Origin of the sequence: Streptomyces sp. NPDC050287, from assembly GCF_044459385.1 — a bacterium.
GTDB lineage: Bacteria > Actinomycetota > Actinomycetes > Streptomycetales > Streptomycetaceae > Streptomyces.
This window is the reverse complement of sequence record NZ_JBITIY010000013.1, coordinates 120,558-142,346: the sequence shown is the minus strand read 5'-3', so window position 1 is coordinate 142,346 and position 21,789 is coordinate 120,558. Positions and strand designations below refer to the sequence as shown.

Annotated in this window: 21 protein-coding genes; 12 read left to right on the top strand and 9 right to left on the bottom strand. The window is 70.8% G+C overall.

Annotation, left to right across the window (positions count from 1 at the left end):
* The first annotated feature begins 188 nt into the window (after window positions 1–188).
* From ACIBK3_RS35980 to mscL, 6 genes are all read left to right on the top strand, one after another.
* The gene (locus ACIBK3_RS35980; RefSeq protein ID WP_399372021.1) at window positions 189–1,724 is read left to right on the top strand and encodes a potassium/proton antiporter; all 1,536 of its coding nucleotides are present in this window, start codon (window positions 189–191) and stop codon (window positions 1,722–1,724) included.
* A 289-nt stretch (window positions 1,725–2,013) separates the two neighbouring features.
* On the top strand, window positions 2,014–3,309 hold the full coding sequence (locus tag ACIBK3_RS35975) for an MFS transporter (protein WP_399371873.1): 1,296 nt from the start codon (window positions 2,014–2,016) through the stop codon (window positions 3,307–3,309).
* A 67-nt stretch (window positions 3,310–3,376) separates the two neighbouring features.
* A complete protein-coding gene (locus tag ACIBK3_RS35970) occupies window positions 3,377–3,712 on the top strand; it encodes an FmdB family zinc ribbon protein (RefSeq protein WP_399371871.1) in 336 nt (111 codons plus the stop codon).
* Window positions 3,713–3,805: 93 nt separating this feature from the next.
* Window positions 3,806–4,648 (top strand): S-methyl-5'-thioadenosine phosphorylase, encoded by an 843-nt coding sequence (locus ACIBK3_RS35965; protein WP_399371870.1) that lies wholly within the window; start codon window positions 3,806–3,808, stop codon window positions 4,646–4,648.
* A 183-nt stretch (window positions 4,649–4,831) separates the two neighbouring features.
* A complete protein-coding gene (locus ACIBK3_RS35960; protein WP_399371869.1) occupies window positions 4,832–5,398 on the top strand; it encodes a hypothetical protein in 567 nt (188 codons plus the stop codon).
* A gap of 138 nt (window positions 5,399–5,536) precedes the next feature.
* A complete protein-coding gene (mscL, locus tag ACIBK3_RS35955) occupies window positions 5,537–6,004 on the top strand; it encodes a large conductance mechanosensitive channel protein MscL (RefSeq protein WP_399371868.1) in 468 nt (155 codons plus the stop codon).
* Between the two features lie 94 nt (window positions 6,005–6,098).
* On the opposite strand, the gene ACIBK3_RS35950 is transcribed toward mscL, so the two are convergent.
* Window positions 6,099–6,281 (bottom strand): hypothetical protein, encoded by a 183-nt coding sequence (locus tag ACIBK3_RS35950; RefSeq protein WP_399371867.1) that lies wholly within the window; start codon window positions 6,279–6,281, stop codon window positions 6,099–6,101.
* Between the two features lie 86 nt (window positions 6,282–6,367).
* Between ACIBK3_RS35950 and ACIBK3_RS35945 the strand changes: the two genes are divergently transcribed.
* From ACIBK3_RS35945 to ACIBK3_RS35930, 4 genes are all read left to right on the top strand, one after another.
* Complete coding sequence (locus ACIBK3_RS35945; protein ID WP_399371865.1) at window positions 6,368–7,606, top strand: low temperature requirement protein A; 1,239 nt, start codon at window positions 6,368–6,370, stop codon at window positions 7,604–7,606.
* A 98-nt stretch (window positions 7,607–7,704) separates the two neighbouring features.
* The gene (locus ACIBK3_RS35940; protein WP_399371864.1) at window positions 7,705–8,832 is read left to right on the top strand and encodes a P1 family peptidase; all 1,128 of its coding nucleotides are present in this window, start codon (window positions 7,705–7,707) and stop codon (window positions 8,830–8,832) included.
* 165 nt (window positions 8,833–8,997) lie between these two features.
* A complete protein-coding gene (locus tag ACIBK3_RS35935) occupies window positions 8,998–10,215 on the top strand; it encodes an Ig-like domain-containing protein (protein WP_399372020.1) in 1,218 nt (405 codons plus the stop codon).
* Window positions 10,216–10,402: 187 nt separating this feature from the next.
* A complete protein-coding gene (locus ACIBK3_RS35930) occupies window positions 10,403–11,149 on the top strand; it encodes a DUF6227 family protein (RefSeq protein ID WP_399371863.1) in 747 nt (248 codons plus the stop codon).
* A 63-nt stretch (window positions 11,150–11,212) separates the two neighbouring features.
* On the opposite strand, the gene ACIBK3_RS35925 is transcribed toward ACIBK3_RS35930, so the two are convergent.
* The 6 genes from ACIBK3_RS35925 to ACIBK3_RS35900 all read right to left on the bottom strand — a co-directional run bounded on the left by ACIBK3_RS35925 (window position 11,213) and on the right by ACIBK3_RS35900 (window position 17,458).
* Window positions 11,213–11,464, bottom strand: coding sequence for a hypothetical protein (locus ACIBK3_RS35925; protein WP_399371862.1), 252 nt, complete (start codon window positions 11,462–11,464; stop codon window positions 11,213–11,215).
* 141 nt (window positions 11,465–11,605) lie between these two features.
* Window positions 11,606–13,732, bottom strand: coding sequence for a fructose-specific PTS transporter subunit EIIC (locus ACIBK3_RS35920; protein WP_399371860.1), 2,127 nt, complete (start codon window positions 13,730–13,732; stop codon window positions 11,606–11,608).
* Entirely contained in the window at window positions 13,729–14,001 is a 273-nt protein-coding gene (locus tag ACIBK3_RS35915; protein ID WP_399371859.1) for a hypothetical protein, read from the bottom strand. Before ACIBK3_RS35915 ends, ACIBK3_RS35920 begins: the two co-directional genes overlap by 4 nt.
* Window positions 13,998–14,945, bottom strand: coding sequence for a 1-phosphofructokinase (pfkB, locus tag ACIBK3_RS35910; RefSeq protein ID WP_399371857.1), 948 nt, complete (start codon window positions 14,943–14,945; stop codon window positions 13,998–14,000). The genes ACIBK3_RS35915 and pfkB overlap by 4 nt, the downstream gene beginning before the upstream one ends.
* Complete coding sequence (locus tag ACIBK3_RS35905; RefSeq protein ID WP_399371856.1) at window positions 14,942–15,703, bottom strand: DeoR/GlpR family DNA-binding transcription regulator; 762 nt, start codon at window positions 15,701–15,703, stop codon at window positions 14,942–14,944. The genes pfkB and ACIBK3_RS35905 overlap by 4 nt, the downstream gene beginning before the upstream one ends.
* 192 nt (window positions 15,704–15,895) lie before the next feature.
* The gene (locus ACIBK3_RS35900) at window positions 15,896–17,458 is read right to left on the bottom strand and encodes an MFS transporter (RefSeq protein WP_399371855.1); all 1,563 of its coding nucleotides are present in this window, start codon (window positions 17,456–17,458) and stop codon (window positions 15,896–15,898) included.
* 94 nt (window positions 17,459–17,552) lie between these two features.
* On the opposite strand from ACIBK3_RS35900, the gene ACIBK3_RS35895 reads away from it, so the two are divergent.
* Entirely contained in the window at window positions 17,553–18,539 is a 987-nt protein-coding gene (locus ACIBK3_RS35895; protein WP_399371854.1) for a helix-turn-helix transcriptional regulator, read from the top strand.
* Window positions 18,540–19,155: 616 nt separating this feature from the next.
* Here ACIBK3_RS35895 and ACIBK3_RS35890 read toward each other — a convergent pair.
* Window positions 19,156–20,151 (bottom strand): RNA polymerase sigma factor RpoD/SigA, encoded by a 996-nt coding sequence (locus ACIBK3_RS35890; protein ID WP_399371852.1) that lies wholly within the window; start codon window positions 20,149–20,151, stop codon window positions 19,156–19,158.
* Window positions 20,152–20,319: 168 nt separating this feature from the next.
* Here ACIBK3_RS35890 and ACIBK3_RS35885 point away from each other — a divergent pair, with 168 nt between their 5' ends.
* Entirely contained in the window at window positions 20,320–20,859 is a 540-nt protein-coding gene (locus tag ACIBK3_RS35885) for a GNAT family N-acetyltransferase (RefSeq protein ID WP_399371851.1), read from the top strand.
* A gap of 16 nt (window positions 20,860–20,875) precedes the next feature.
* Here ACIBK3_RS35885 and ACIBK3_RS35880 read toward each other — a convergent pair whose 3' ends face one another.
* Window positions 20,876–21,667, bottom strand: coding sequence for a dioxygenase (locus tag ACIBK3_RS35880; RefSeq protein ID WP_399371849.1), 792 nt, complete (start codon window positions 21,665–21,667; stop codon window positions 20,876–20,878).
* Between the last annotated feature and the right edge of the window lie 122 nt (window positions 21,668–21,789).

The following is a 21,789-nucleotide window of genomic DNA, read 5'->3' as shown; positions in this document are numbered from 1 at the left end:
GCGCTGGAGCAACCATAGGCGCAGGGCCCGGTGCCACTTGACGCGGAGTCGGGAACCCGGACGGACGGGCGTTCGATCTTGCCGTGCCGAGCGTCAAGAAATCGTCAAGAGTTAGGTAAGGTAATGAAGTACTTGGATGCGAAACGATTCACCTTCGTGTCCGATGTATGTGAGCCCACGTGCGCGCTCTGCCCGCGGGCCAGGGAAGGGAACGGCCGCTGACTGTCCACCACCTCAACCAGCTCCTGCTCGTCTGCTCGCTCGTCCTGCTCGTCGCCGTGGCAGCGGTCCGGATCTCCTCGCGCAGCGGGCTCCCCAGCCTGCTCGTCTACCTGGGGATCGGCATCGCCATGGGCCAGGACGGCATCGGCGACATCCACTTCGACAACGCCGAACTGACCCAGGTCATCGGGTACGCGGCCCTCGTCGTGATCCTGGCCGAGGGCGGTCTCGGCACGAAGTGGAAGGAGATCGAACCGGCCCTGCCCGCCGCCTCCGCACTGGCGCTGGCAGGGGTCGCGGTGAGCGTCGGGGTGACGGCGACGGCCGCGCACCACCTGAGCGGGCTGGAGTGGCGGCAGGCGTTGATCGTGGGGGCGGTCGTCTCCTCGACCGACGCGGCGGCGGTCTTCTCGGTGCTGCGCAGAATCCCTCTCCCCGCGCGCGTGACGGGCACGCTGGAGGCCGAGTCCGGCTTCAACGACGCCCCGGTGGTCATCCTGGTGGTCTCCTTCTCCACGGCCGGCCCGGTCGACCACTGGTATGTGCTGCTCGGGGTGATCGCCCTGGAGCTGGCCATCGGTGCCGCCATCGGGCTCGCGGTGGGCTGGCTGGGCGCCTGGGGCCTCAGACACGTCGCCCTGCCCGCCTCCGGCCTCTATCCGATCGCCGTGATGGCGATCGCCGTCACGGCGTACGCGGCGGGCGCGATGGCGCACGGCAGCGGCTTCCTCGCCGTCTACCTCGCCTCGATGATGCTGGGCAACGCGAAGCTGCCGCACTGGCCCGCCACCCGGGGCTTCGCCGAGGGACTCGGCTGGATCGCCCAGATCGGCATGTTCGTCCTGCTCGGCCTGCTGGTCACCCCGCACGAGCTGGGCGACGACATCTGGCCGGCGCTCGTCATCGGCCTGGTGCTGACGATGGTGGCGCGCCCGCTGAGCGTGGTGCTGTGCCTGACGCCGTTCCGGGTGCCCTGGCAGGAGCAGACCCTCATGTCGTGGGCCGGGCTGCGCGGTGCGGTGCCCATCATCCTGGCGACCATCCCGATGGTGGAGGGCGTCGAGGCCAGCCGCCGGATCTTCAACATCGTCTTCGTGCTGGTGGTCGTCTACACCCTGATCCAGGGCCCCACCCTGCCCTGGCTCGCCCGCAAGCTGAGCCTGGGCGGCGACCCGGAGGCCGCCGACCTCGGCATCGAGTCGGCACCCCTGGAGCGGCTGCGCGGGCATCTGCTGTCCGTCGCGATCCCCGAGGGCTCGAAGATGCACGGCGTCGAGGTGGCCGAGCTGCGACTGCCGGCCGGGGCCGCGGTCACCCTTGTCGTCCGGGAGGGAAAATCGTTCGTTCCGCTGCCCGCGACGGTACTGCGGCGCGGCGACGAGCTGCTCGTGGTCGCCACCGACCCCGTCCGCGACGCGGCGGAACGACGACTGCGCGCGGTCGGACACGGCGGCAAGCTGGCCGGGTGGCTGGGCACGAACGGGGCCGGGACGGGCCGTTGAGAGCGGCGGTTAAGGACGTGTTTCGTACGGTTCACACCCACGGCAATCGCAGGTGTAGGTGCCTATGGTGCTCGTTTTCACAGGTGGCACCGGCCTTGATGCCTGTACGATGAAGGCGCATTCTGATCGAACCAACTCTGCCTGACGCAGTGCTGGCGCGACCGTATGGCAGCCGGGACGCCCCTTCACTGGGCGCCGGTATCCACCGCGGTCCGCGCAAGAGGACAGCTCTCGGCGCCCCTGCCCCACGCAAGGGGCCGCGCTACCAGGCGGCAGAAAGGCACGGGCCGTGGCATCCACGGTCACCTCCGAGCCGTCGGCGAACTCGTCGGCCCCCTCGCGCCCGGGATACGGGCAGTTGCTGCGCACCCGCGGCGCCTGGACGTTCCTGCTCCCCGGCTTCGCGGCACGTCAGCCCTTCGCGATGCTCACCGTCTCCATCGTGCTGCTGGTGCGGCACACCACCGGCTCCTACGCGGCGGCGGGCGCCGCCGCGGCCGTCACCGGTGTCTCCATGGCCCTGTTCGCGCCCTTCAGCGGCCGCCTCGCCGACCGCTACGGACAGCGTGCGGTACTGATCCCGGGCGTCGTGGCGCACTCCCTGTCCGGCCTCGCCCTCACGGTGCTCGCGCTCTCCCACGCCCCTCTGTGGGCGCTGCTCGCGGCGGCTGCACCCACCGGTGCCTCGATCCCCCAGATCGGGCCCATGGTGCGCGCCCGCTGGGCCGTCAAGCTCCAGGACTCGCCCCTGATGTCCACCGCGGCGGCCTTCGAGTCGGTCACGGACGAGCTCACCTTCGTCGTCGGACCGCTCCTGGCCACCGCCCTGTGCACCGCGCTCGACCCGGCCGCCGGCCTGGTCACGGAGGCGTCGCTGACCCTGGTCGGCGGTCTGCTGTTCGCCGCGCGGAAGAGCACCCAGCCCTCGGTCGGCGTTGTCGGCGGGCACGCGCGCGTGGAGCATCCCTCCGCTCTGCGCATCCCGGGAGTACGCGTCCTGATCGTGGCCTTCCTCGGCATCGGTTCCGTTTTCGGCGGCATGCAGGTCTCGCTGGCCGCGTTCACCGAGTCGATCGGCGAACCCGGCCTGAACGGCGTCCTCTACGGCACCTTCGCCGCCGGCAACATGCTCTCCGGCCTGGTCTGCGGCGCCCTCGCCTGGAAGGTGGCCCCCAGGCGGCGCCTGCTCGTCGGGTACGCCGCCCTCGCCCTGACCGCGTCCGGGCTGTGGGCCGCCCACTCGGTGCTCGTCCTGGCCGGCCTCGGCCTGCTGGTCGGCATGTGCATCGCGCCCGCCCTGATCACCGGCTACACCCTGGTCGAGGGCCTGGTCCCGGCCGGCGCCCGCACCGAGGCCTTCACCTGGCTGACCGGCGCGGTCGCACTCGGCCAGGCGGCGGCCGTCACCATCGCCGGACAGCTTGAGGACCGCTTCTGGGGCGGTGCCGGATTCCTGGTGCCGATGGGCGGCACGCTGCTCGCCCTGGCGACCCTCCTGACCCTGCGTGCGCACCTCGCGGCACGGCCCCGCAGCCGGACCGTCGCACGTGGCGTGGGTCACCGCGTGCCGGTGGCAGTGGACTGATCCTCAGGAATACGTCAGTATGGATGCTCGTTAGCACTCAATGAGTGAGAGTGCCAGGAGGAAGACAGTGCCGACCTACCAGTACCAGTGCACCGAGTGTGGCGAGGGCCTCGAGGCGGTGCAGAAGTTCACCGACGACGCCCTGACCGAGTGCCCGAACTGCCAGGGCCGCCTCAAGAAGGTTTTCTCCGCCGTCGGCATCGTCTTCAAGGGCTCCGGCTTCTACCGCAACGACAGCCGCAGCTCCTCGTCGAGCAGCTCGCCGGCGTCGTCCTCGAAGTCGTCGACATCGACGACCACCTCCGACGCGAAGTCGTCGAGCTCCACGAGCTCGTCCTCGACGTCCTCGGACTCGAAGTCGTCGAGCACCGGCACCTCGTCCAGCAGCAGCTCCGCCGCGTAGGTCCGGCTGCCGCGCGGACGCGCTTCTTAGGGGACCCTGTCGTCGTCCGACGGCGGGGTCTTCGGCGTTCGAAGTGACGGTTAGGGTGCGGGCATGGCGAACAAGGCGAACGCAGAGATCGGCGTGATCGGCGGCTCCGGCTTCTACTCGTTCCTCGAGGACGTGACCGAGCTCCAGGTGGACACCCCCTACGGGCCGCCCAGCGACTCCCTCTTCCTCGGCGAGGTCGCCGGCCGGCGGGTCGCCTTCCTGCCCCGGCACGGACGCGGCCACCATCTCCCGCCGCACCGCATCAACTACCGGGCCAACCTGTGGGCCCTGCGGTCCGTGGGTGCGCGCCAGATCCTCGGCCCGTGCGCGGTGGGCGGTCTGCGTCCCGAGTACGGGCCGGGCACCCTGCTCGTGCCGGACCAACTGGTCGACCGGACCAAGTCCCGGGTGGGCACGTACTTCGACGGACTGCCGCTGCCGGACGGCACGGTGCCGAACGTGGTGCACGTGTCCCTCGCCGACCCCTACTGCCCCGCCGGGCGGGCGGCCGCGCTGAAGGCGGCCCGCGGGCGGGACTGGGAGGCGGTGGACGGCGGCACGCTGGTCGTGATCGAGGGCCCGCGCTTCTCGACCCGTGCCGAATCGTTGTGGCACCAGGCGCAGGGCTGGTCCGTGGTCGGCATGACCGGACACCCCGAGGCCTCCCTCGCCCGCGAACTGGAGCTCTGCTACACGTCCTTGAACCTGGTCACCGACCTCGACGCCGGCGCCGAGACGGGCGAGGGCGTCTCCCACGACGAGGTGCTGCGGGTGTTCGCGGCGAACGTGGACCGGCTGCGGGGCGTGCTGTTCGACGCGGTGGCCGCACTGCCGTCGACGGAGGAGCGGGACTGCCTGTGCGTGAACGCGCTGGGCGGGATGGATCCGGGGTTGCCGCTGCCGTAGCGGGGATGCGGGGCGACGCGAGGCCATACGGAGGGCAATCCGGGGGCATACGGGGGGGCGGAACGTCCCGTTCGGGTGAGGGAGTTTTCCACAACCCGCGAGTAGTCCACCGGCCTCAGCGGGAATCGGCGCGAAGCCGCATCGTGGCATCGCAAGCCGATTCCTCGTCGCAGGTGGTGTCCCATGTCGTCCTACGCTCCCGCACCGTGGCCCTCGCCCTCCCTCCCGCTCTCGTCCTCACCCCCGTCGGGCGTGGACGCTCCCCCGACCTGCGAGGTCCCGCACTTCGCCCCGGTCCGTGTGCGTGGCGGGCGCTACCAACTGCAGCGCCTGGTACGGCATCGAAGGCGAGCCATGGCGGTCGGTCTCTCCGTGACCGCGGCCGCCGTCCTGGCGGCGGGGCCCCGGGAGACGGAGCAGGTCCCGGGCCATCCCCTGGCGGATCCGGTACGGGAACACCGTGCCGTCCAGCTCGTGACGGCGCCGGTGCGGATCGCCGACGGGGCCACCGTGCGGCTGCTGCGGCCCGGTGACCGGGTGGACGTCATCGCCGCCGAGCAGACGGCGATGGGCGGCGGCGCCCGGGTGGTCGCGCGCGGGGCACTGGTGTCGAAGCTGCCGGAGGCGATGGAGACACCGGAAGGCGCGGACGCGGGTGGGGCGTTGGTGATGCTGTCGGTGCCGCGTTCCACCGCGGCGCGTCTCGCCGGCGCGAGCACGACGGCACGGCTGGCGGTGACCCTGTGCTGAGCAGCAGCATCCGCATCCCATGGACAATCCCGTCAAGTCGCTCCTTGGAGCCATCCGCTTGGACAGGGGCACGACACCCTGGCGTAGGTTGCGGAGCTGTTCGTTCCACAACCAGCGCAGGCGAGGAGAGTCCCCAAGGTGAGCGAGAAGAAGCCGAGCATCCTGCAGGGCTTCAAGGCCTTCCTGATGCGTGGGAACGTCGTCGATCTGGCCGTAGCGGTGGTCATCGGCGCGGCCTTCACCAACATCGTCAACTCCGTGGTGAAGGGCATCATCAACCCGCTGGTCGGCACGATCGGCACGCAGAATCTCGACAACTACAGCTCGTGCATCAAGAGCTGCACGGGCGAGCACCCGACCAGTGTCCGGATCCTGTGGGGTTCCGTACTCGGCGCAACCCTCACCTTCCTGATCACGGCGGCCGTCGTCTACTTCCTGATGGTCCTGCCGATGTCGAAGTACCTGGCGCGGATGGAAGCCCGCCGGAAGGCGAAGGAGGGTACGCACGAGGTCATGGAAGTGACCGAACTGGAGGTGCTCAAGGAGATCCGCGACGCGTTGCTCGCACAGCAGCGGCGGAGCGGTTCCGGCCACGACGAGCGGTAGCGGCAGCGCGGTTCCGGCCACGACGAGCGGTAGCGGCGGCGCGATTGCGGCCACGACGAGCGGTGGCGGCGGTGGTCTGCGGGGCTCGGCGGGCTCAGATGTGGTGGGGCGGCTTCTCGTCGAGGAAGCGCTTCAGGTCGGCCGCGCTGTCGCCGCCGGCGCCGGGCCGCTCGCCCCATCCCCGGTCGGTGTCGTCCGAGGACTGCTGGTCCAGCGGATCGTCGAAGATCAGCGTCGGCTTCGGCTCGCGCGGCTCGGGGTCGGAGGCGGTACTCATCCGTCCAGGGTACGGCCCGCAGGCGACCCCATCGCCTGTGGAGCCCTGCGCGGGAATGCGGGCGGCTCATCTGCTCTGCTGGACCCATGACGTCCAGTCCCCCTCCCGCTTCCCCGCCCGTCGACCAGGGCGCCTCCGAAGGCCGTGGCCCGCTGCGCAGACTCACCGCCCGCGGTCGCCACGAGGCACACCGCGTGGCCTCGCCGCTGGAGCTCTTCTTCGACCTGTGTTTCGTCGTGGCGATCGCCCAGGCCGGCATCCAACTGGTGCACGCCGTGGCCGAGGGGCACACGGGCGAGGGCATCCTCAACTACGCGATGGTCTTCTTCGCCATCTGGTGGGCGTGGATGAACTTCAGCTGGTTCGCCTCGGCGTACGACAACGACGACGCCCTCTACCGGGTCGTCACCCTGGTACAGATCGCCGGCGTGCTGGTGCTGGCGGCCGGGATCTCCCGGGCGTTCGAGGACCACGAGTTCCTGGCCGTCTGGCTGGGCTACGTGATCATGCGGCTCGCCATGACGGCGCAGTGGCTGCGGGCGGCGCTGTCCAGCGAGGGCCCGGAGCGGACGACGGCCCTGCGGTACGCCGGCGGCGTGCTGGTCTGCCAGGTCGGCTGGCTGGGTCTGGTGGTCCTGCCCGAGGGTGCCAGGCCCTGGGTGTTCCTGGTGATGGTGCTGGTGGAGTTGTGCGTGCCGCCGTACGCCGAGAAGGACCACTCCACGTCCTGGCATCCGCACCACATCGCGGAGCGGTACGGGCTGTTCACGATCATCGTGCTCGGCGAGACGATCGCGGCGGCGACGGTCGCCGTGAAGTCGGGTATCGACGAGAACGACGCGCTGGGCGAGCTGCTGCCGATCGCCGCGGGCGGGCTGCTGATCATCTTCGCCGCCTGGTGGATCTACTTCGTGGTGCCCATCCACGGCCGTCTGCGCACCAGCGGGCAGGCGTTCCTGTGGGGTTACGGCCACTACCTGGTCTTCGCGTCGGCGGCGGCGATCGGCGCCGGGCTGGAGGTGGCGGTGGAGCAGGCCCTCGGCAAGGCGCACATCTCCACGCTGTCCGCGTCGGCGGCCGTGACCCTGCCGACGGCTCTCTACCTGCTCACCGTGTGGGCGCTGCACGCACGGTATTTCAAAGTGGGCATCACCCAGCAACTGGTGCTGCCGGCCACGGCGCTCCTGGTGATCTGCTGCACCTTCCTGGGCGACTGGGCGGTGCTCACGGCAGGCATCGTGTCGGCACTGTCGGTGGCGGTGGGCTCGGCACTGACGGGACGAGGGGTGGCGGGAGAAAGCAGGGCGGCGACGCGGGCTGCCTGAGCCTTCTGAGCCACTTGAGCCTTGTGAGCAGCCGCCCGCGCCCGGAGGAAGGGCGCGGGAGCGGTCCAGGCCCCAGCGCCTGGACAAGACTGGGCCCCATGACAGTTGACGCATTGACGGACGTCGCCGGTGTCCGGGTGGGACACGCCACACGTACCGGCGGAGGGTGGCTCACCGGGACCACGGTCGTGCTCGCTCCGGAGGGCGGGGCCGTGGCCGCCGTGGACGTACGCGGCGGCGGGCCCGGAACCAAGGAGACCGACGCCCTCGACCCGCGCAACCTGGTGCAGAAGGTCGACGCGATCGTGCTGACCGGCGGCAGCGCGTACGGGCTCGACGCGGCCTCCGGCGTGATGGCCTGGCTGGAGGAGCGGGGACGCGGAGTGCGGGTCGGGGCGGACCCGGCGCACGTCGTCCCGGTGGTGCCCGCGGCCTGTGTCTTCGACCTGGGGCGGGGCGGCGACTTCCGGGCCAGGCCGGACGCGGCCACGGGGCGCGCCGCGGTGGAGGCGGCCGCCTCCACCGCGTCCGGTGCGCCGGTCCGGCAGGGGTGCGTGGGCGCGGGGACGGGCGCCACGGTCGGTCCGCTCAAGGGCGGTGTCGGCACCGCGAGCACGGTCCTCGGCTCGGGTATCACGGTGGCCGCGCTGGTGGTGGCGAACGCGGCGGGCGCGGTGACGGACCCGGAAACGGGCGTGCTGTACGGGGAGTTGTTCCAGGGACGCGTGCGGTACCCGGAGCCACGTGTCCATGAGGCCGCACTCCGGCACCTCACCGAGGCGGCCGGGCGGAACACCCCTCCCCCGCTCAACACCACCCTCGCGGTGGTCGCCACCGACGCGGACCTGACGAAGGCGCAGGCCCAGAAGATGGCCGGAACGGCACACGACGGCATCGCACGCGCCGTGCGCCCGGTACACCTCCTCCACGACGGCGACACGGTCTTCGCCCTGGCCACCGGCACCCACCACCTCGCCACCACCGATCCCGACAGCTCTGTCCCCGACAGCCCCGTCATCAACAATCCCCTCGCCCTCAACGAGATCCTCGCGGCGGCCGCGGACACCGTGACCCGTGCCATCGTCAACGCCGTCCACGCGGCGGAGTCGGTGGAGGGGCCGGGCGGTGCGTGGCCGTCGTACGGGGAGCTGTACGGAGACGTGCCCGAGGAAAGGGACGGTGAGAGGGACGCGAGGAGGGACGGGGAGGTGGACGGGAGCCGCTGAGCGGGCGCGGTAGCGGGGCAGGCCGACGGTGTGGGCGGGTGATTGTCCCGGTTCTGTCACGTGATGGCGTTCACGCCGGACGCTGGGAACCCGGCCCGTCCGCGATCCCCTCTTTCTTCACGGACTGGAGCGGATCACCCACATCGCATGAACCTGGAGCAGCTCGTGACAACGCCGGACACAGCAACACGACGCGCGCTCGGGATCGGTGCCGTCCTGATGGCCGGCGCCCTGACCCTGACGGCCTGCAGTGGGAGCGAGAACACCGAGAACACCGAGAACAAGGACGGCGGCTCGTCCCCGGCGTCCGCCGCGAAGATACTCATCTCGGCGAAGAACGGTTCGACCGGCGCGTCGATCAACTCGACCGGCGTGCAGGTCAGCGACGGCCGGTTGACCGAGGTGAGGATGACGGTCGCGGCGACGAAGCAGTCCATACCCGGAGCGTTGTCCGCGGACGGCGGCAGCTGGAAGCCGAAGGAACAGTTGGAGCGCGGGACGAAGTACGAGATATCGGCGCGGGCGGAGGACTCGAAAGGCAAGGCCGCCGCCGCGGACTCCGTGTTCACCACCGTCTCCAAGGCGAACAGTTTCATCGGCACGTACACGCCTGACAACGGGACGACGGTGGGCGTCGGAATGCCGGTGTCGTTCACCTTCGACAAGGCCATCAGCGACAAGAAGGCCGTTCAGTCGCACATCTCGGTCACCTCCAGCAGCGGGCAGCGGGTGGCCGGGCACTGGTTCGGTGAGCAGCGGCTCGACTTCCGGCCCGAGGAGTACTGGAAGGCCGGCTCCAAGGTCACCATGAAGATCGACCTGGACGGGGTCAAGGGCGCGAACGGCGTCGTCGGGGTGCAGAAGAAGACGGTCACCTTCACGATCGGGCGCTCGCAGGTGTCCACGGTCGACGTGAACACGCAGACCATGACGGTCGTGCGGGACGGCAGGACGCTCAGGAAGGTGCCGATCTCGGCGGGCAGCCCCGAGTTCACGACGTACAACGGGCAGATGGTGATCTCCGAGAAGTACCCGGAGATCCGGATGGACAGCAGGACGGTCGACCTCGCCAACGCGTACGACATCCCGGACGTCCCGCACGCGATGCGGCTGACGACCTCGGGGACCTTCATCCACGGCAACTACTGGTACAACAAGGCCGACCCGCCCTTCGGCCGCCAGGGCACCAGCCACGGCTGCGTGGGTCTGCGGGACGTCCGGGGTGCCAAGGGCGACACGACCGCCAAGTGGTTCTACGACAGCTCGATGCTCGGGGACGTGGTGATCGTCAAGCGCTCCCCGGACAAGACCGTGGCTCCCGACAACGGGCTCAACGGCTGGAACATGGGCTGGAGCGAGTGGGTCGCGGGCAGCGCCACATGATCGCCGGAGGTACCCGTAAGCAGCTTCTGACCGGCGGTTTTTGACGAATCATCCGGCCGCGTGGGAACTTTCCCCGCGGCCCGGGCGTTTTCCGGGCGTACGTTTTCTCGGTTCCCGGACATGATGTCCGACCGAGGGGCTACGGTATGCACCCACAAGGTGACATGCAGCAACGCCGGGAGAAACCTTGAGCGTTCCGTACGAGACGGCAGCGTACGAACCACCCGAGTCGCCCGAGTCTCCGGAGGAGCACCTCGCGCGGCTCCTCGGCCGTGCCCTGAACTCCTTCGAGTTGCCCGACGAGACACTGGCCAGACTGGACTGCTCGCTGGCGCACGACAGTTCGCTGCACTCCGCGCACCACAGCGCGGGGCTGCACCGCGAGACGTACCGGCACACCTGGCTGCTCGTCGACGGCTCGGCGCTCACCCTGTGGGAGCTCGTCCACAACACCGCCCCGGGCAGCGTCCCGCAGCACGAGGTGTACGTCGACGAGGAGGAGCTGCGCACCGCCACCGCGCGGCTGCCGCTGCCGCCGGACACACCGGACTTCGAACTGCCGCTGACTGCCCCGCTGTCCACGGTCTCCACGCCTGGCCACGCATACGCGCCGGACGACTCGGCGGACCACGCCCGCCGGCTGCTGCGCCGCGCGGAGAACGCGGACCGGCCGGGCGCGGACACGGCCACCATGCTGGCCACGGCGTGCGCCCATCAGATCACCCAGGCCTTCGGACGCCCGGGCCGGACAGGCCGGGCCGGGCTGTGTATCTCGCTCTACGAACACGCGTTCCTGCTGTGCGACGGCGAGGAGGTCTCCCTCTGGGAGGTCGAGCACACGGCCACCCCCGACGGCCGGCACATGTGCGAGGTGTACGTGAGCGAGGGCGCGGCCAGGGACGCGATGGAGCGGCGGGCGGCCCAGGTCTCCTGAGCACCTCGGATCCGCTGAACGCCGTGGGCCTGCTGAGCGCCGTAGGCCTGCTGAGCGCGGTGGTCAGTGGCCGGCGCTGAGGCGTCGTACCAGAACCGCGAACTCGTCCTGCTCCGCCGGGGTCAGCTCGACGGACTCCCGGTGCGGGCCGACCTTGCGCTGGTGCGGCAGCCCGGACAGGGTCCCCGTGCGTCGGCGGGCGGTGTCGGTGCGGACGCGGCGCAGCATCACCGCCAGACCGATCCCCCAGGCGACGGTCACCAGGACAAGGAAGGTCATACCGAGCAATTGGTAGACCGAGACGTGCTGAGGCATGCGCTCCAGTAGACACCACGGTCCGGGACCGAAGTCCCGGACCGTGATGTATCTCGCATGTGCCGTGAACGACTCACAGCGGATCAAAGCCCCGTGCGGCCGTTCGGCTGCGCCGCTGTGGCCCCTGTGCCGCAAGGGCTTCTATGCCGCGACCGGCTGCTTCGTCTCCGCCGTCGCCGCCGACGGGCTCTGGGCCGCTTCCTCGGTCACCGTGCCCGGTGCCGGCTTGCGCATGCTCTTCAGTGCGACGACCAGGGCCGTCGTGACGCACACGCCCGCCGCGATGGCGATCAGGTAGAGGAAGGGGCTGCCGATCAGCGGGACCACGAAGATGCCGCCGTGCGGGGCGCGCAGGGTGGCGCCGAAGGCCATCGACAGGGCGCCGGTGACCGCGCCGCCCGCCATCGAGGCCGGGATGACCCGCAACGGGTCCGCCGCGGCGAACGGGATCGCGCCCTCCGAGATGAAGGAGGCGCCCAGGACCCAGGCGGCCTTGCCGTTCTCGCGCTCGGTCTGCGTGAAGAGCTTCTTGCGGACCGTGGTCGCCAGGGCCATGCCCAGCGGCGGGACCATGCCCGCGGCCATCACGGCGGCCATGATCTTCATCGCCGAGTCGCTGGGGTCCGTGACGGCGATGCCGGCCGTGGCGAAGGCGTACGCGACCTTGTTGACCGGTCCGCCGAGGTCGAAGCACATCATCAGGCCGAGCAGGATGCCGAGCAGGACGGCGTTGCTGCCGGACAGGCCGGAGAGCCAGTCCGTCATGCCTTTCTGGGCCTTGGCGATGGGCTTGCCGATCACGACGAACATCAGGAAGCCGACGATCACCGAGGAGATCAGCGGGATCACGACCACCGGCATGATGCCGCGCAGCACGGGCGGGATCTTCACCCGCTGGATCCCGAGGACGACCCCGCCCGCCAGCAGACCGGCGACCAGGCCACCCAGGAAGCCCGCCGCGATCTGGGAGGAGATCATGCCGCCGACGAAGCCGGGGACCAGACCGGGGCGGTCCGCCATGCCGTACGCGATGTAACCGGCGAGGACCGGGATGAGGAAGCCGAAGGCGACCCCGCCTATCTGGAACAGCAGGGCGCCCCAGCTGTCGATCTCCGTCCACGAGAAGTGCTTCATCACCGAGGGGGCGCTCGCGATCTGCCAGCCGCCGATCGCGAACCCGAGAGCGATCAGCAGACCGCCCGCGGCGACGAACGGGACCATGTAACTCACGCCGGTCATCAGCCACTTGCGCAGCTTGGTGCCGTAGCTGTCGCCGGCCTCACCGGCCCGCTCGACGGGCGTGCCGCCCTTGGCGCCCGCGGTGACCTCTCCGCGCTCGGCCCTGCCGCGCACGTCGGCGATCAGTTCGGCGGGCTTGTTGATGCCGGCCTTCACGCCGACGTCGACCGTGGGCTTCCCGGCGAAACGGTCCTTCTCGCGTACGGGCACGTCGTGGGCGAAGATCACGCCGTCCGCCGCCGCGATGACCGCCGGGTCGAGCCGGGTGAAGCCGGCCGAGCCCTGCGTCTCGACGACGAGCTCCACGCCCGCCTCGCGGCCGGCGTTCTCCAGCGACTCGGCCGCCATGTAGGTGTGGGCGATACCGGTCGGGCAGGAGGTGACGGCCACGATCCGGAAGGGACGCTCCTCGGAAGCCGCGGCGTCCGCAGCGCCCTCGGGGTTCCCGGCGTTCCCGGCGTCGTCGGTACCCGTGGCGGCGCCGGCGGAGGCCGCCGCCGGCGCCGCCACGGAGTCTTCGGAACCGGCCGCTGCTGAGTCTCCGGAGGCGACCGCCACGGATTCCTCGGAACCGCCCGCTGCGGAGGGCTGTTCCCCGCGGATCAGCGCGGCCGCGGCCGTCGCGTCGCCCACCGAGCGCAGGGCGTCGGTGAACTCGGCGTTCATCAGCTGGCGGGCCAGCGAGGACAGGATCGTCAGGTGGGCGTCGTCCGCACCGGCCGGCGCGGCGATCAGGAAGATCAGGTCGGCGGGACCGTCCGGCGCACCGAAGTCGATGCCGGCGGCGCTGCGCCCGAAGGCGAGCGTCGGCTCGGTGACATGCTCGCTGCGGCAGTGCGGGATGCCGATGCCGCCGTCCAGGCCGGTCGGCATCTGCGCCTCACGGGCGGCCACGTCGGCGAGGAAGCCCTCCAGGTCGGTCACCCGGCCCAGGGCCACCATGCGCTCGGCGAGGGCACGCGCCGCCGCTTCCTTGCTGTCGGCGGACAGGTCGAGATCGACCAGATCCGCGGTGATCATCTCGCTCATCGCGGGCTCCTTCGCACGCGTACCGCCCGGGGAGTGAGGTGGGCGGGGGTGGGGACGAAAGTGGGGACGGGGGTGCAGTGGGGGTGTGCGGGGATCGTGGCGGCGAGGGGGCCGGGAGACGCCCGCCTCGCCACAAGGGCCGGGAGGACCGGGCGGTCCTGCCTCCCGCCGGCCGCGGCGAGTAACGGGGAGTCCCGCCGCTCCGGGGCCGGTCCGGTGAGTGCGGATGCCTGTGCGCCGAGCACGACGGGGCGCGTCAGAAAGGTCATGACACCGGCTCCTTCAGTACGCGGTCCACCGGGATCTCGCTCGTGACGGTCACCGCCGCCGGGTCCAGGTCCGCCGGTGTCGGCATCACACTGCCGGGCAGCTGGACGGCCGCGGCGCCATGGGCGACCGCCGAGGCCAGTGCCTCGGGCCCGCTGCCGCCGGCGATCAGGAAACCGGCGAGGGAGGAGTCGCCGGCGCCCACGTTGCTGCGTACGACGTCCACGCGGGCGCTCGCGAACCAGGCGCCCGCGCCGTCCACGAGCAGCTGCCCGTCGGCGCCGAGGCTCGCGAGGACGGCGCGCGCGCCCATCTCACGCAACTCCTCGGCCGCCTTCACCGCGTCGCCCACCGTGGACAGGGGCCGCCCGACGGCTTCCGCGAGCTCCTCGGCGTTGGGCTTCACCACGTCGGGCCGCTCGCGCAGGGCGGCGAGCAGGGCGGGCCCGGAGGTGTCCAGCGCGATACGCGCGCCCACGGCGTGCGCCCGTGCGACCAGCTCGGCGTACCACTGCGGCGCGAGCCCTCGCGGCAGGCTTCCGCAGCAGGCGATCCAGTCCGCGTCCCGTGACTGCGCGCGGACCGTCTCCAGCAGCGACTCCTGCTCGGCCGACGACAGTTCGGGGCCTGGCGCGTTGATCTTCGTGAGGACGCCGTCCGACTCCGCGAGCGCGATGTTCGAGCGGGTGGCCCCGGCGACCGGCACCGGCGCGACCTCGATGCCCTGCGCGTCGAGCAGGGCGGCGACGAGTGCGCCCGGCGCACCACCCAGGGGCAGTACCGCGACGGTGCGCTGCCCGGCGGCCGAGACCGCGCGCGAGACGTTCACGCCCTTGCCGCCCGGGTCCATGCGCTCGCCGGTGGCGCGGATGACCTCGCCGCGTTCCAGTGCGGGGACCTCGTACGTACGGTCCAGGGACGGGTTCGGGGTGACGGTGAGGATCATGCGCGCACTACTTCCGTGCCGCCGTGCTCGATCGCGGCGGCGTCTTCGGGGCTCAGCCCGCTGTCGGTGATCAGCAGGTCCACGTCGCTCAGGGCACCGAAGCGGGCGAAGTGCTCCTGGCCGTGCTTGGCGGAGTCGGCGAGCAGCACCACCCGGCGGGCCGCTGCCAGCGCCGCGCGCTTCACCGCGGCCTCGGCGAGGTCGGGGGTGGTCAGGCCGTGCTCGGCGGAGAAGCCGTTGGCGGCCACGAACAGGACGTCGGCGCGGATCTCGCCGTACGCGCGCAGCGCCCACGCGTCGACGGCGGCGCGCGTACGGTGCCGTACGCGCCCCCCGACGAGGTGGAGCTGGATGCCGGGGTGGTCCGCGAGGCGGGCCGCGATCGGCAGGCTGTGCGTGACGACGGTGAGCGCGGCCTCCAGCGGGATGGCGGCGGCCACGCGGGCGACCGTCGTCCCGGCGTCGAGGATCATCGTGCCCTCGGTCGGCAGCTCGGCGAGGGCGGCCTTGGCGATACGGTCCTTCTCGTCGGCCGCCGTGGTCTCGCGCTCGGCGAGGTCCGGCTCGAAGTCGAGGCGGCCGGCCGGGATGGCCCCGCCGTGGACCCGGCGCAGGAGGCCGGCGCGGTCGAGGGCCTTCAGGTCCCGGCGGATCGTCTCCGCGGTGACCTGGAACTCCTCGGCCAGCGACACGACATCCACTCGGCCGCCGTCACGGGCGAGCCGGAGGATCTCCTGCTGCCGCTCCGGTGCGTACATGTCCGTTCGCCTCCGACCTGTGCCCGAACCTGTGCCCGGACTTGTGCCCGAACTTGTGGTTTCGCCACGGAGGCTACGCTCGGATTTCCGGAAAGTAAACAGGTTCGGACGTCATTCGGGCATGAACGGACTTCCGAGCGGAAACGAAGGGCCCGGCACCGCTCCCGGCGCCGGGCCCTTCTCATCTCCGGATCAGGACACCCACTCGGGCTCCTTCACCCCCACCACCAAGCTCGCCCCGTCCCTGTTCCCTTCCTCGTCCCTGTTCCCTTCCCCGTCCCCTTCCACATGCTGGGCCGGCCGCTTCGGCAGGGCGAACATCAGCAGGAAGATGACGCCCATCACGCCGGCCACCCAGCCCAGCGCGTGCGGGAAGGCGTGGGCGAAGGCCGGGCCCACCTTTGCGGGCAGCAGGTCGTCGCCGATCTCGCCGAAGTAGACGACCGACACCAGGCCGAGCCCCAGCGCGTTGCCCATCTGCTGCACGGTGTTGATGAGACCCGACGCCGAACCGGAGTGCTCGCGCGGCACGTCCGAGAGCACCGCGTCCGTCAGCGGGGCGACGATCAGCCCCATCCCCACGCCCATCACGACCAGCGGCAGTGCCATCTGCCAGGACGCGATACCGAGGCCGTAGCGCTCGGACTCCCAGATGTAGATCAGCACGCCCGCCCCCATCACCAGCGCGCCCGCCTGCAGCACCTTGCGCCCGAAGCGCGGGACCAGCTTCTGGACCGACAGACCGGCCGCCGTCGACACGGCGATCGAGAACGGGACACCGGTCAGTCCGGCCTTCAGCGGGCTCCAGCCCAGGCCGGTCTGCATGTACAGGGTCCACACCAGGAAGAAGATGCCCAGTCCGACCCCGAAGACGGTCTGGACGGCGATACCGGCGGCGAAGCTCTTCACCCGGAACAGCGACAGTTCGATCAGCGGGGAGCCGTCGCGTGCCGCCTTGCGCTTCTCGTACGCCACCAGCGCCCCGAACACGCCGAGCGCGCCGACCATCGAGACGTATCCCCACAGCGGCCAGTTCAGCTCGCGGCCGCGGGTGAGCGGGTACAGCAGCATCAGCAGGCCGACGATGACGAGGGCGACGCCGACGAGGTCCAGCTTCAGCGCCTTGGGCGCCCTGGACTCGGTGATGAAGCGGCGGCCGAGGACCAGGCCCGCGATCCCGACCGGCAGGTTGATCAGGAAGATCGGCCGCCATTCCAGTCCGAACAGGTTCCACTCGGTCAGCAGCGCGCCGAGCAGCGGGCCGGAGACCGCGCCGAGGCCGACGATCGCCCCGAAGAGACCGAACACCTTGCCGCGTTCGTGCGCCGGGAAGGTGGCGTGCACGATCGACAGGACCTGCGGCACCATCAGCGCCGCCATGCCGCCCTGCAGGATGCGGGAGGCGACCAGCATCTCCGGGTTCGCGGCGAAGCCGCACAGCGCGGAAGCGATCGTGAAGCCGCCGATACCGATCAGGAACAGCCGCTTGCGGCCGTGGATGTCGCCGAGCCGTCCGCCGGTGATCAGGCCGGCGGCGAAGGCGAGCGCGTACCCGGCCGTTATCCACTGGATCTGGCTGACCGAGGCGCCCGCGTTCTGCTGGATGGACGGGATGGCGATGTTGACGATCGTGACATCGACGAGGTCCATGAAGGCCGCCGTCATCACGATGGCGAGGGCGAACCAGCGGCGGCGGTCGGCCGGAGCACTGAGTGGAGCCGGAGCACTGGGCGGAGGGGTCTCGGTGGAGGTCATGTCCCCAAGCTATGAGCGTATTAGGTCAGATCATGTCCTATTTCTGCGGCATCCTCGAACTCATGGAACTCATGGAACTCATGACGGAGAACTCATGACGACGGACACTCCGGCACGGCTGCTGCAGCTTCTGTCGATCCTCCAGACGCCCCGCGAGTGGCCGGGCGGTGAGCTCGCCGACCGGCTCGGAGTGTCCCGCCGTACGGTCCGGCGGGACGTCGACCGGCTGCGGGAGCTGGGCTATCCCGTGCAGGCGACCAAGGGCGCGGACGGCGGGTACCGGCTCGTCGCCGGGAAGGCGATGCCGCCGCTCGTCCTCGACGACGAGGAGGCGGTGGCGATCGCGGTCGGGCTGCGCGCCGGGGCCGGGCACGCGCTGGAGGGCGTGGACGAGGCGTCGGTGCGGGCGCTGGCCAAGCTGGAACAGGTCCTGCCCTCCCGGCTGCGCCACCGCGTCTCCACCCTCCAGGCCGCGACCACGCCGCTGGTCAGCGGGGACGGGGCGAGCATCGCGCCCGAGACGCTGACCGTGATGGCCTCCACGGTGGCCGGGCGGGAGCGGCTGCGGTTCGGCTACCGGGCGCGGGACGGGATCGAGTCGCGGCGCGTGGTCGAGCCGTACCGGCTGGTGTCGACCGGACGGCGGTGGTACCTAGTCGCGTACGACCTCGATCGCGGCGACTGGCGTACGTTCCGGGTCGACCGGGTGAGCGCCCCCTTCGCCACCGGGGCACGGTTCGCTCCGCGGGAGCTGCCGACGGGGAGCGCGGCGGAGTATCTCCGGCGGTCGATGTACGGCGGCCGGCAGGAGACGTACGACTTCACGGTCACGTTCGACGCACCGGCCGAGGCGGTCGCCGCGCGGGTCCCGAAGTCCATGGGGGTCCCGGAGGCGATCGACGAGGGGCGATGTGTGCTGCGAGGGACTGTGGGCGACTCGACGGACTGGCTGGCGGTGCGCCTGGCGATGCTCGGCTTCGAGTTCGACGTGCGGGAGCCCGAGGAACTGGTGCGGTGTGTCCGGGAGTTGGGCGGGCGGCTGGTCCGAGCGGGGGGTGGGGTGAGTGGTGGAGTCGGGTGAGCTGGGCCGACGAGGTGGCGGTGAAGGTGCGGGGCGCGATGCCCGTGACCCGGGCGATGTCCTGCGCGCGGGCGGCCCGCACCCGGTGTCGTACGAAGCAGGCATCCGCCGAGCGGCGGGGCCTGTGGTCCGGCTTCGCGCAGGCAGCCCGCGCCGGCAGCCCGGCCGCCGCTCGGGCGATCTCCGTCCGTGTCCCGGCCTCGCGCCGTTCCGTGAGGGAGAGGGATGCCGTCGGCGGAGACGGCCGGGGAGCACCGCTCACCTTCGGCGGGCCGTGCCCATGTGACAGAATCTGCCGTTCGCGGGCCACCCCGGGGTTCAGGTGCGGGGTGGCCCGCCTCTTCAGCGTGCCCGGGGACGACACCGGGCGAACGAAATGAGCCGGACCCCGGCGCCCGGGGGGAGGGGCGCCGAAGTCCGGCTCGGGGAAAGTCCCGGCGCCGGGGGGAGTGCGACGGGACGTGGCTCAAGGGTCCGTGGGACGTGGTCACAGACGTGGTCCTGGACTCGAACTGCTGGACCCTGAAGTTTTGTTCCCGGGGCCCAGCAGGTTGAAGCGGCGTTCCAACGCCATGTTTGCGCTGTCTTTCGCCACCCGGCGTACGCGGGCGGCTCGTCACGCCGCCGCGTCGAAGCCCGTGCTGCGGGCCAGCTTCTTCAGTTCCAGCAGGGCGTGCTTCTCGATCTGGCGGATGCGTTCCCGGGTGAGACCGTGTTCCTTGCCGACCTCGGTGAGCGTGCGCTCCCGGCCGTCCTCGATGCCGTACCGCATCTTGATGATGGAGGCCGTGCGCTGGTCGAGGCGGCCGATGAGGTCGTCGAGCTCCTCGCTGCGCAGCAGGGTCAGCACGGACTGCTCCGGGGAGACCGCCGAGGTGTCCTCCAGGAGGTCGCCGAACTGGGTGTCGCCGTCGTCGTCCACCGACATGTTCAGGGAGACCGGGTCGCGGGCCCAGTCCAGCACGTCGATCACGCGCTCCGGGTTCGAGCCGAGCTCGGCGGCGATCTCGGCGGGCTCCGGGTCACGGCCGTGCTCACGGTTGAACTCGCGCTGCACACGCCGGATCCGGCCCAGCTCCTCCACCAGGTGGACGGGCAGTCGGATGGTGCGCGACTGGTCCGCTATCGAGCGGGTGATCGCCTGCCGGATCCACCAGGTCGCGTACGTCGAGAACTTGAAGCCCTTGCGGTAGTCGAACTTCTCGACCGCGCGCACCAGGCCGGCGTTGCCCTCCTGGATGAGGTCGAGGAGCGGGAGGCCGCTGCGGGGGTAGCGGCGGGCCACGGCGACGACCAGGCGGAGGTTGGAGCGGATGAAGACGTCCTTGGCACGCTCACTCTCGTCGACCAGGGCCTGGAGCTCCTCGCGGGAGGCGTCGGCCTTGGACTCCTCGTATCCGTCGAGGACCTGTCGCGCGAACACACCCGCCTCGATGATCTGGGACAGCTCGACTTCCTTGGCGGCGTCGAGCAGCGGTGTGCGCGCGATCTCGTCGAGGTACATGCCGACCAGGTCGCGGTCGGCGATCTCGCCGCCATGGGCGCGAACACTGCCTGCCGTGTCGGTCCGGCCGGTGGCGGACTGACGACGGGCGACGGCACGGGTTGCCATGCGTGCTCCCTTGCGATGGTGGGTCAGCGGGTGGTTCCAGACGCTGGGCACTCTCCTCGGGTGCCCTGCTTCCGAACGAAACAACGACTGGAATCCGGACAGAATTCCCAACCCACCCCACTATTTTTCTGATCATGCAGTACCCTGTCGGGCCACACAGGAGGCGTGATGTTGACAGAACGTTTAGAGGTGCAGGTCAGGCCAGGGGTCGAGAGTGACCTCGACGCTCTCACGGACCTCTACAACCACTACGTACGCGAGACGCCCATCACCTTCGACACCGCGGTCTTCACTCCTCAGGAGCGCCGCCCTTGGCTGCTCTCCCACCCTGAAGACGGCCCGCACCGGCTGATGGTTGCCACGGGGGCCGGTTCCCGAGGAACCTCACAGGAGATCCTCGGCTACGCCACATCCAGCCCGTTCCGCCCCAAGCCCGCGTACGCGACCTCGGTCGAGGTCACCGTCTACCTCGCCCCGCACGCCGGCCGCCGCGGCATCGGCACCCTCCTCTACGAGGCCCTCTTCTCGGCTCTGGCCGAGGAGGACGTGCACCGCGCCTACGCGGGCATCGCACAGCCCAACGAAGCGTCCACGCGGCTGCATGAACGCTTCGGTTTCCGGTACGTCGGCACGTACGGGGAAGTGGGCCGCAAGTTCGGCCGCTACTGGGACGTGGCCTGGTACGAGAAAGAGCTCCAGTGCCCGTAGCTCGCCCCGGGCCGTCTCAGCCGAACTGCACCGACCGCTTGGCCATGCCCAGCCAGAACCCGTCGATCACGGACTTCTGCGTGTCCAGCTCACCGGCGACCTCCGCCGCGCCCATGGTCACGAACAGCGGGGCGAAGTGCTCGGTGCGCGGGTGGGCGTAGCGGCCGGCCGGGGACTTGTGGAGGAAGTCCAGCAGGGCGTCCCAGTCGCGGTTCTCCAGCGCGCGCCGGCCCCAGTCGTCGAACTCGGAGGACCAGGTCGGCACTCCCCCGCCGGTGTGCCGCAGGGCGGCCAGGTTGTGGGTGAAGAAGCCGGAGCCGACGATCAGCACGCCCTCCTCGCGCAGGGGCGCGAGCTTGCGGCCGATCTCCATGAGCCTCACCGGGTCGAGGGTCGGCATGGAGATCTGCAGGACCGGGATGTCGGCCTTGGGGAACATCTCGACCAGGGGGACGTACGCGCCGTGGTCGAGGCCGCGGTCCGGGATGTCCTGCACGGGGATGCCGGGGGCGCGCAGCAGCTTGCGTACGGACTCGGCGAGCGCGGGGGCGCCGGGGGCGCCGTACGTCACCTGGTAGTAGTGCTCGGGGAAGCCCCAGAAGTCGTAGACGAGCGGGACCGGCTCGACGGCGCCGAGGGCGAGCGGGGCCTCCTCCCAGTGGGCGGAGACCATGAGGATCGCCTTGGGGCGCGGCAGGGCCGCGGACCAGGCGGCGAGTTCGCCGGGCCAGACCGGGTCGTCCGCGAGTGGCGGGGCCCCGTGGCTGAGGTACAGGGTGGGCATGCGCTCCTGTGTGGCGGCGGACATGGTGCGACTCCTCCGGAGGTCGTTGCGTGCCTGAAGCTCCACGTGCTTCAACGCGATCGACTGCGCTGGGCGACCTGCACGACCGCCCTGGGACAACATGTTTCAACTTTAAAGCTTATGCA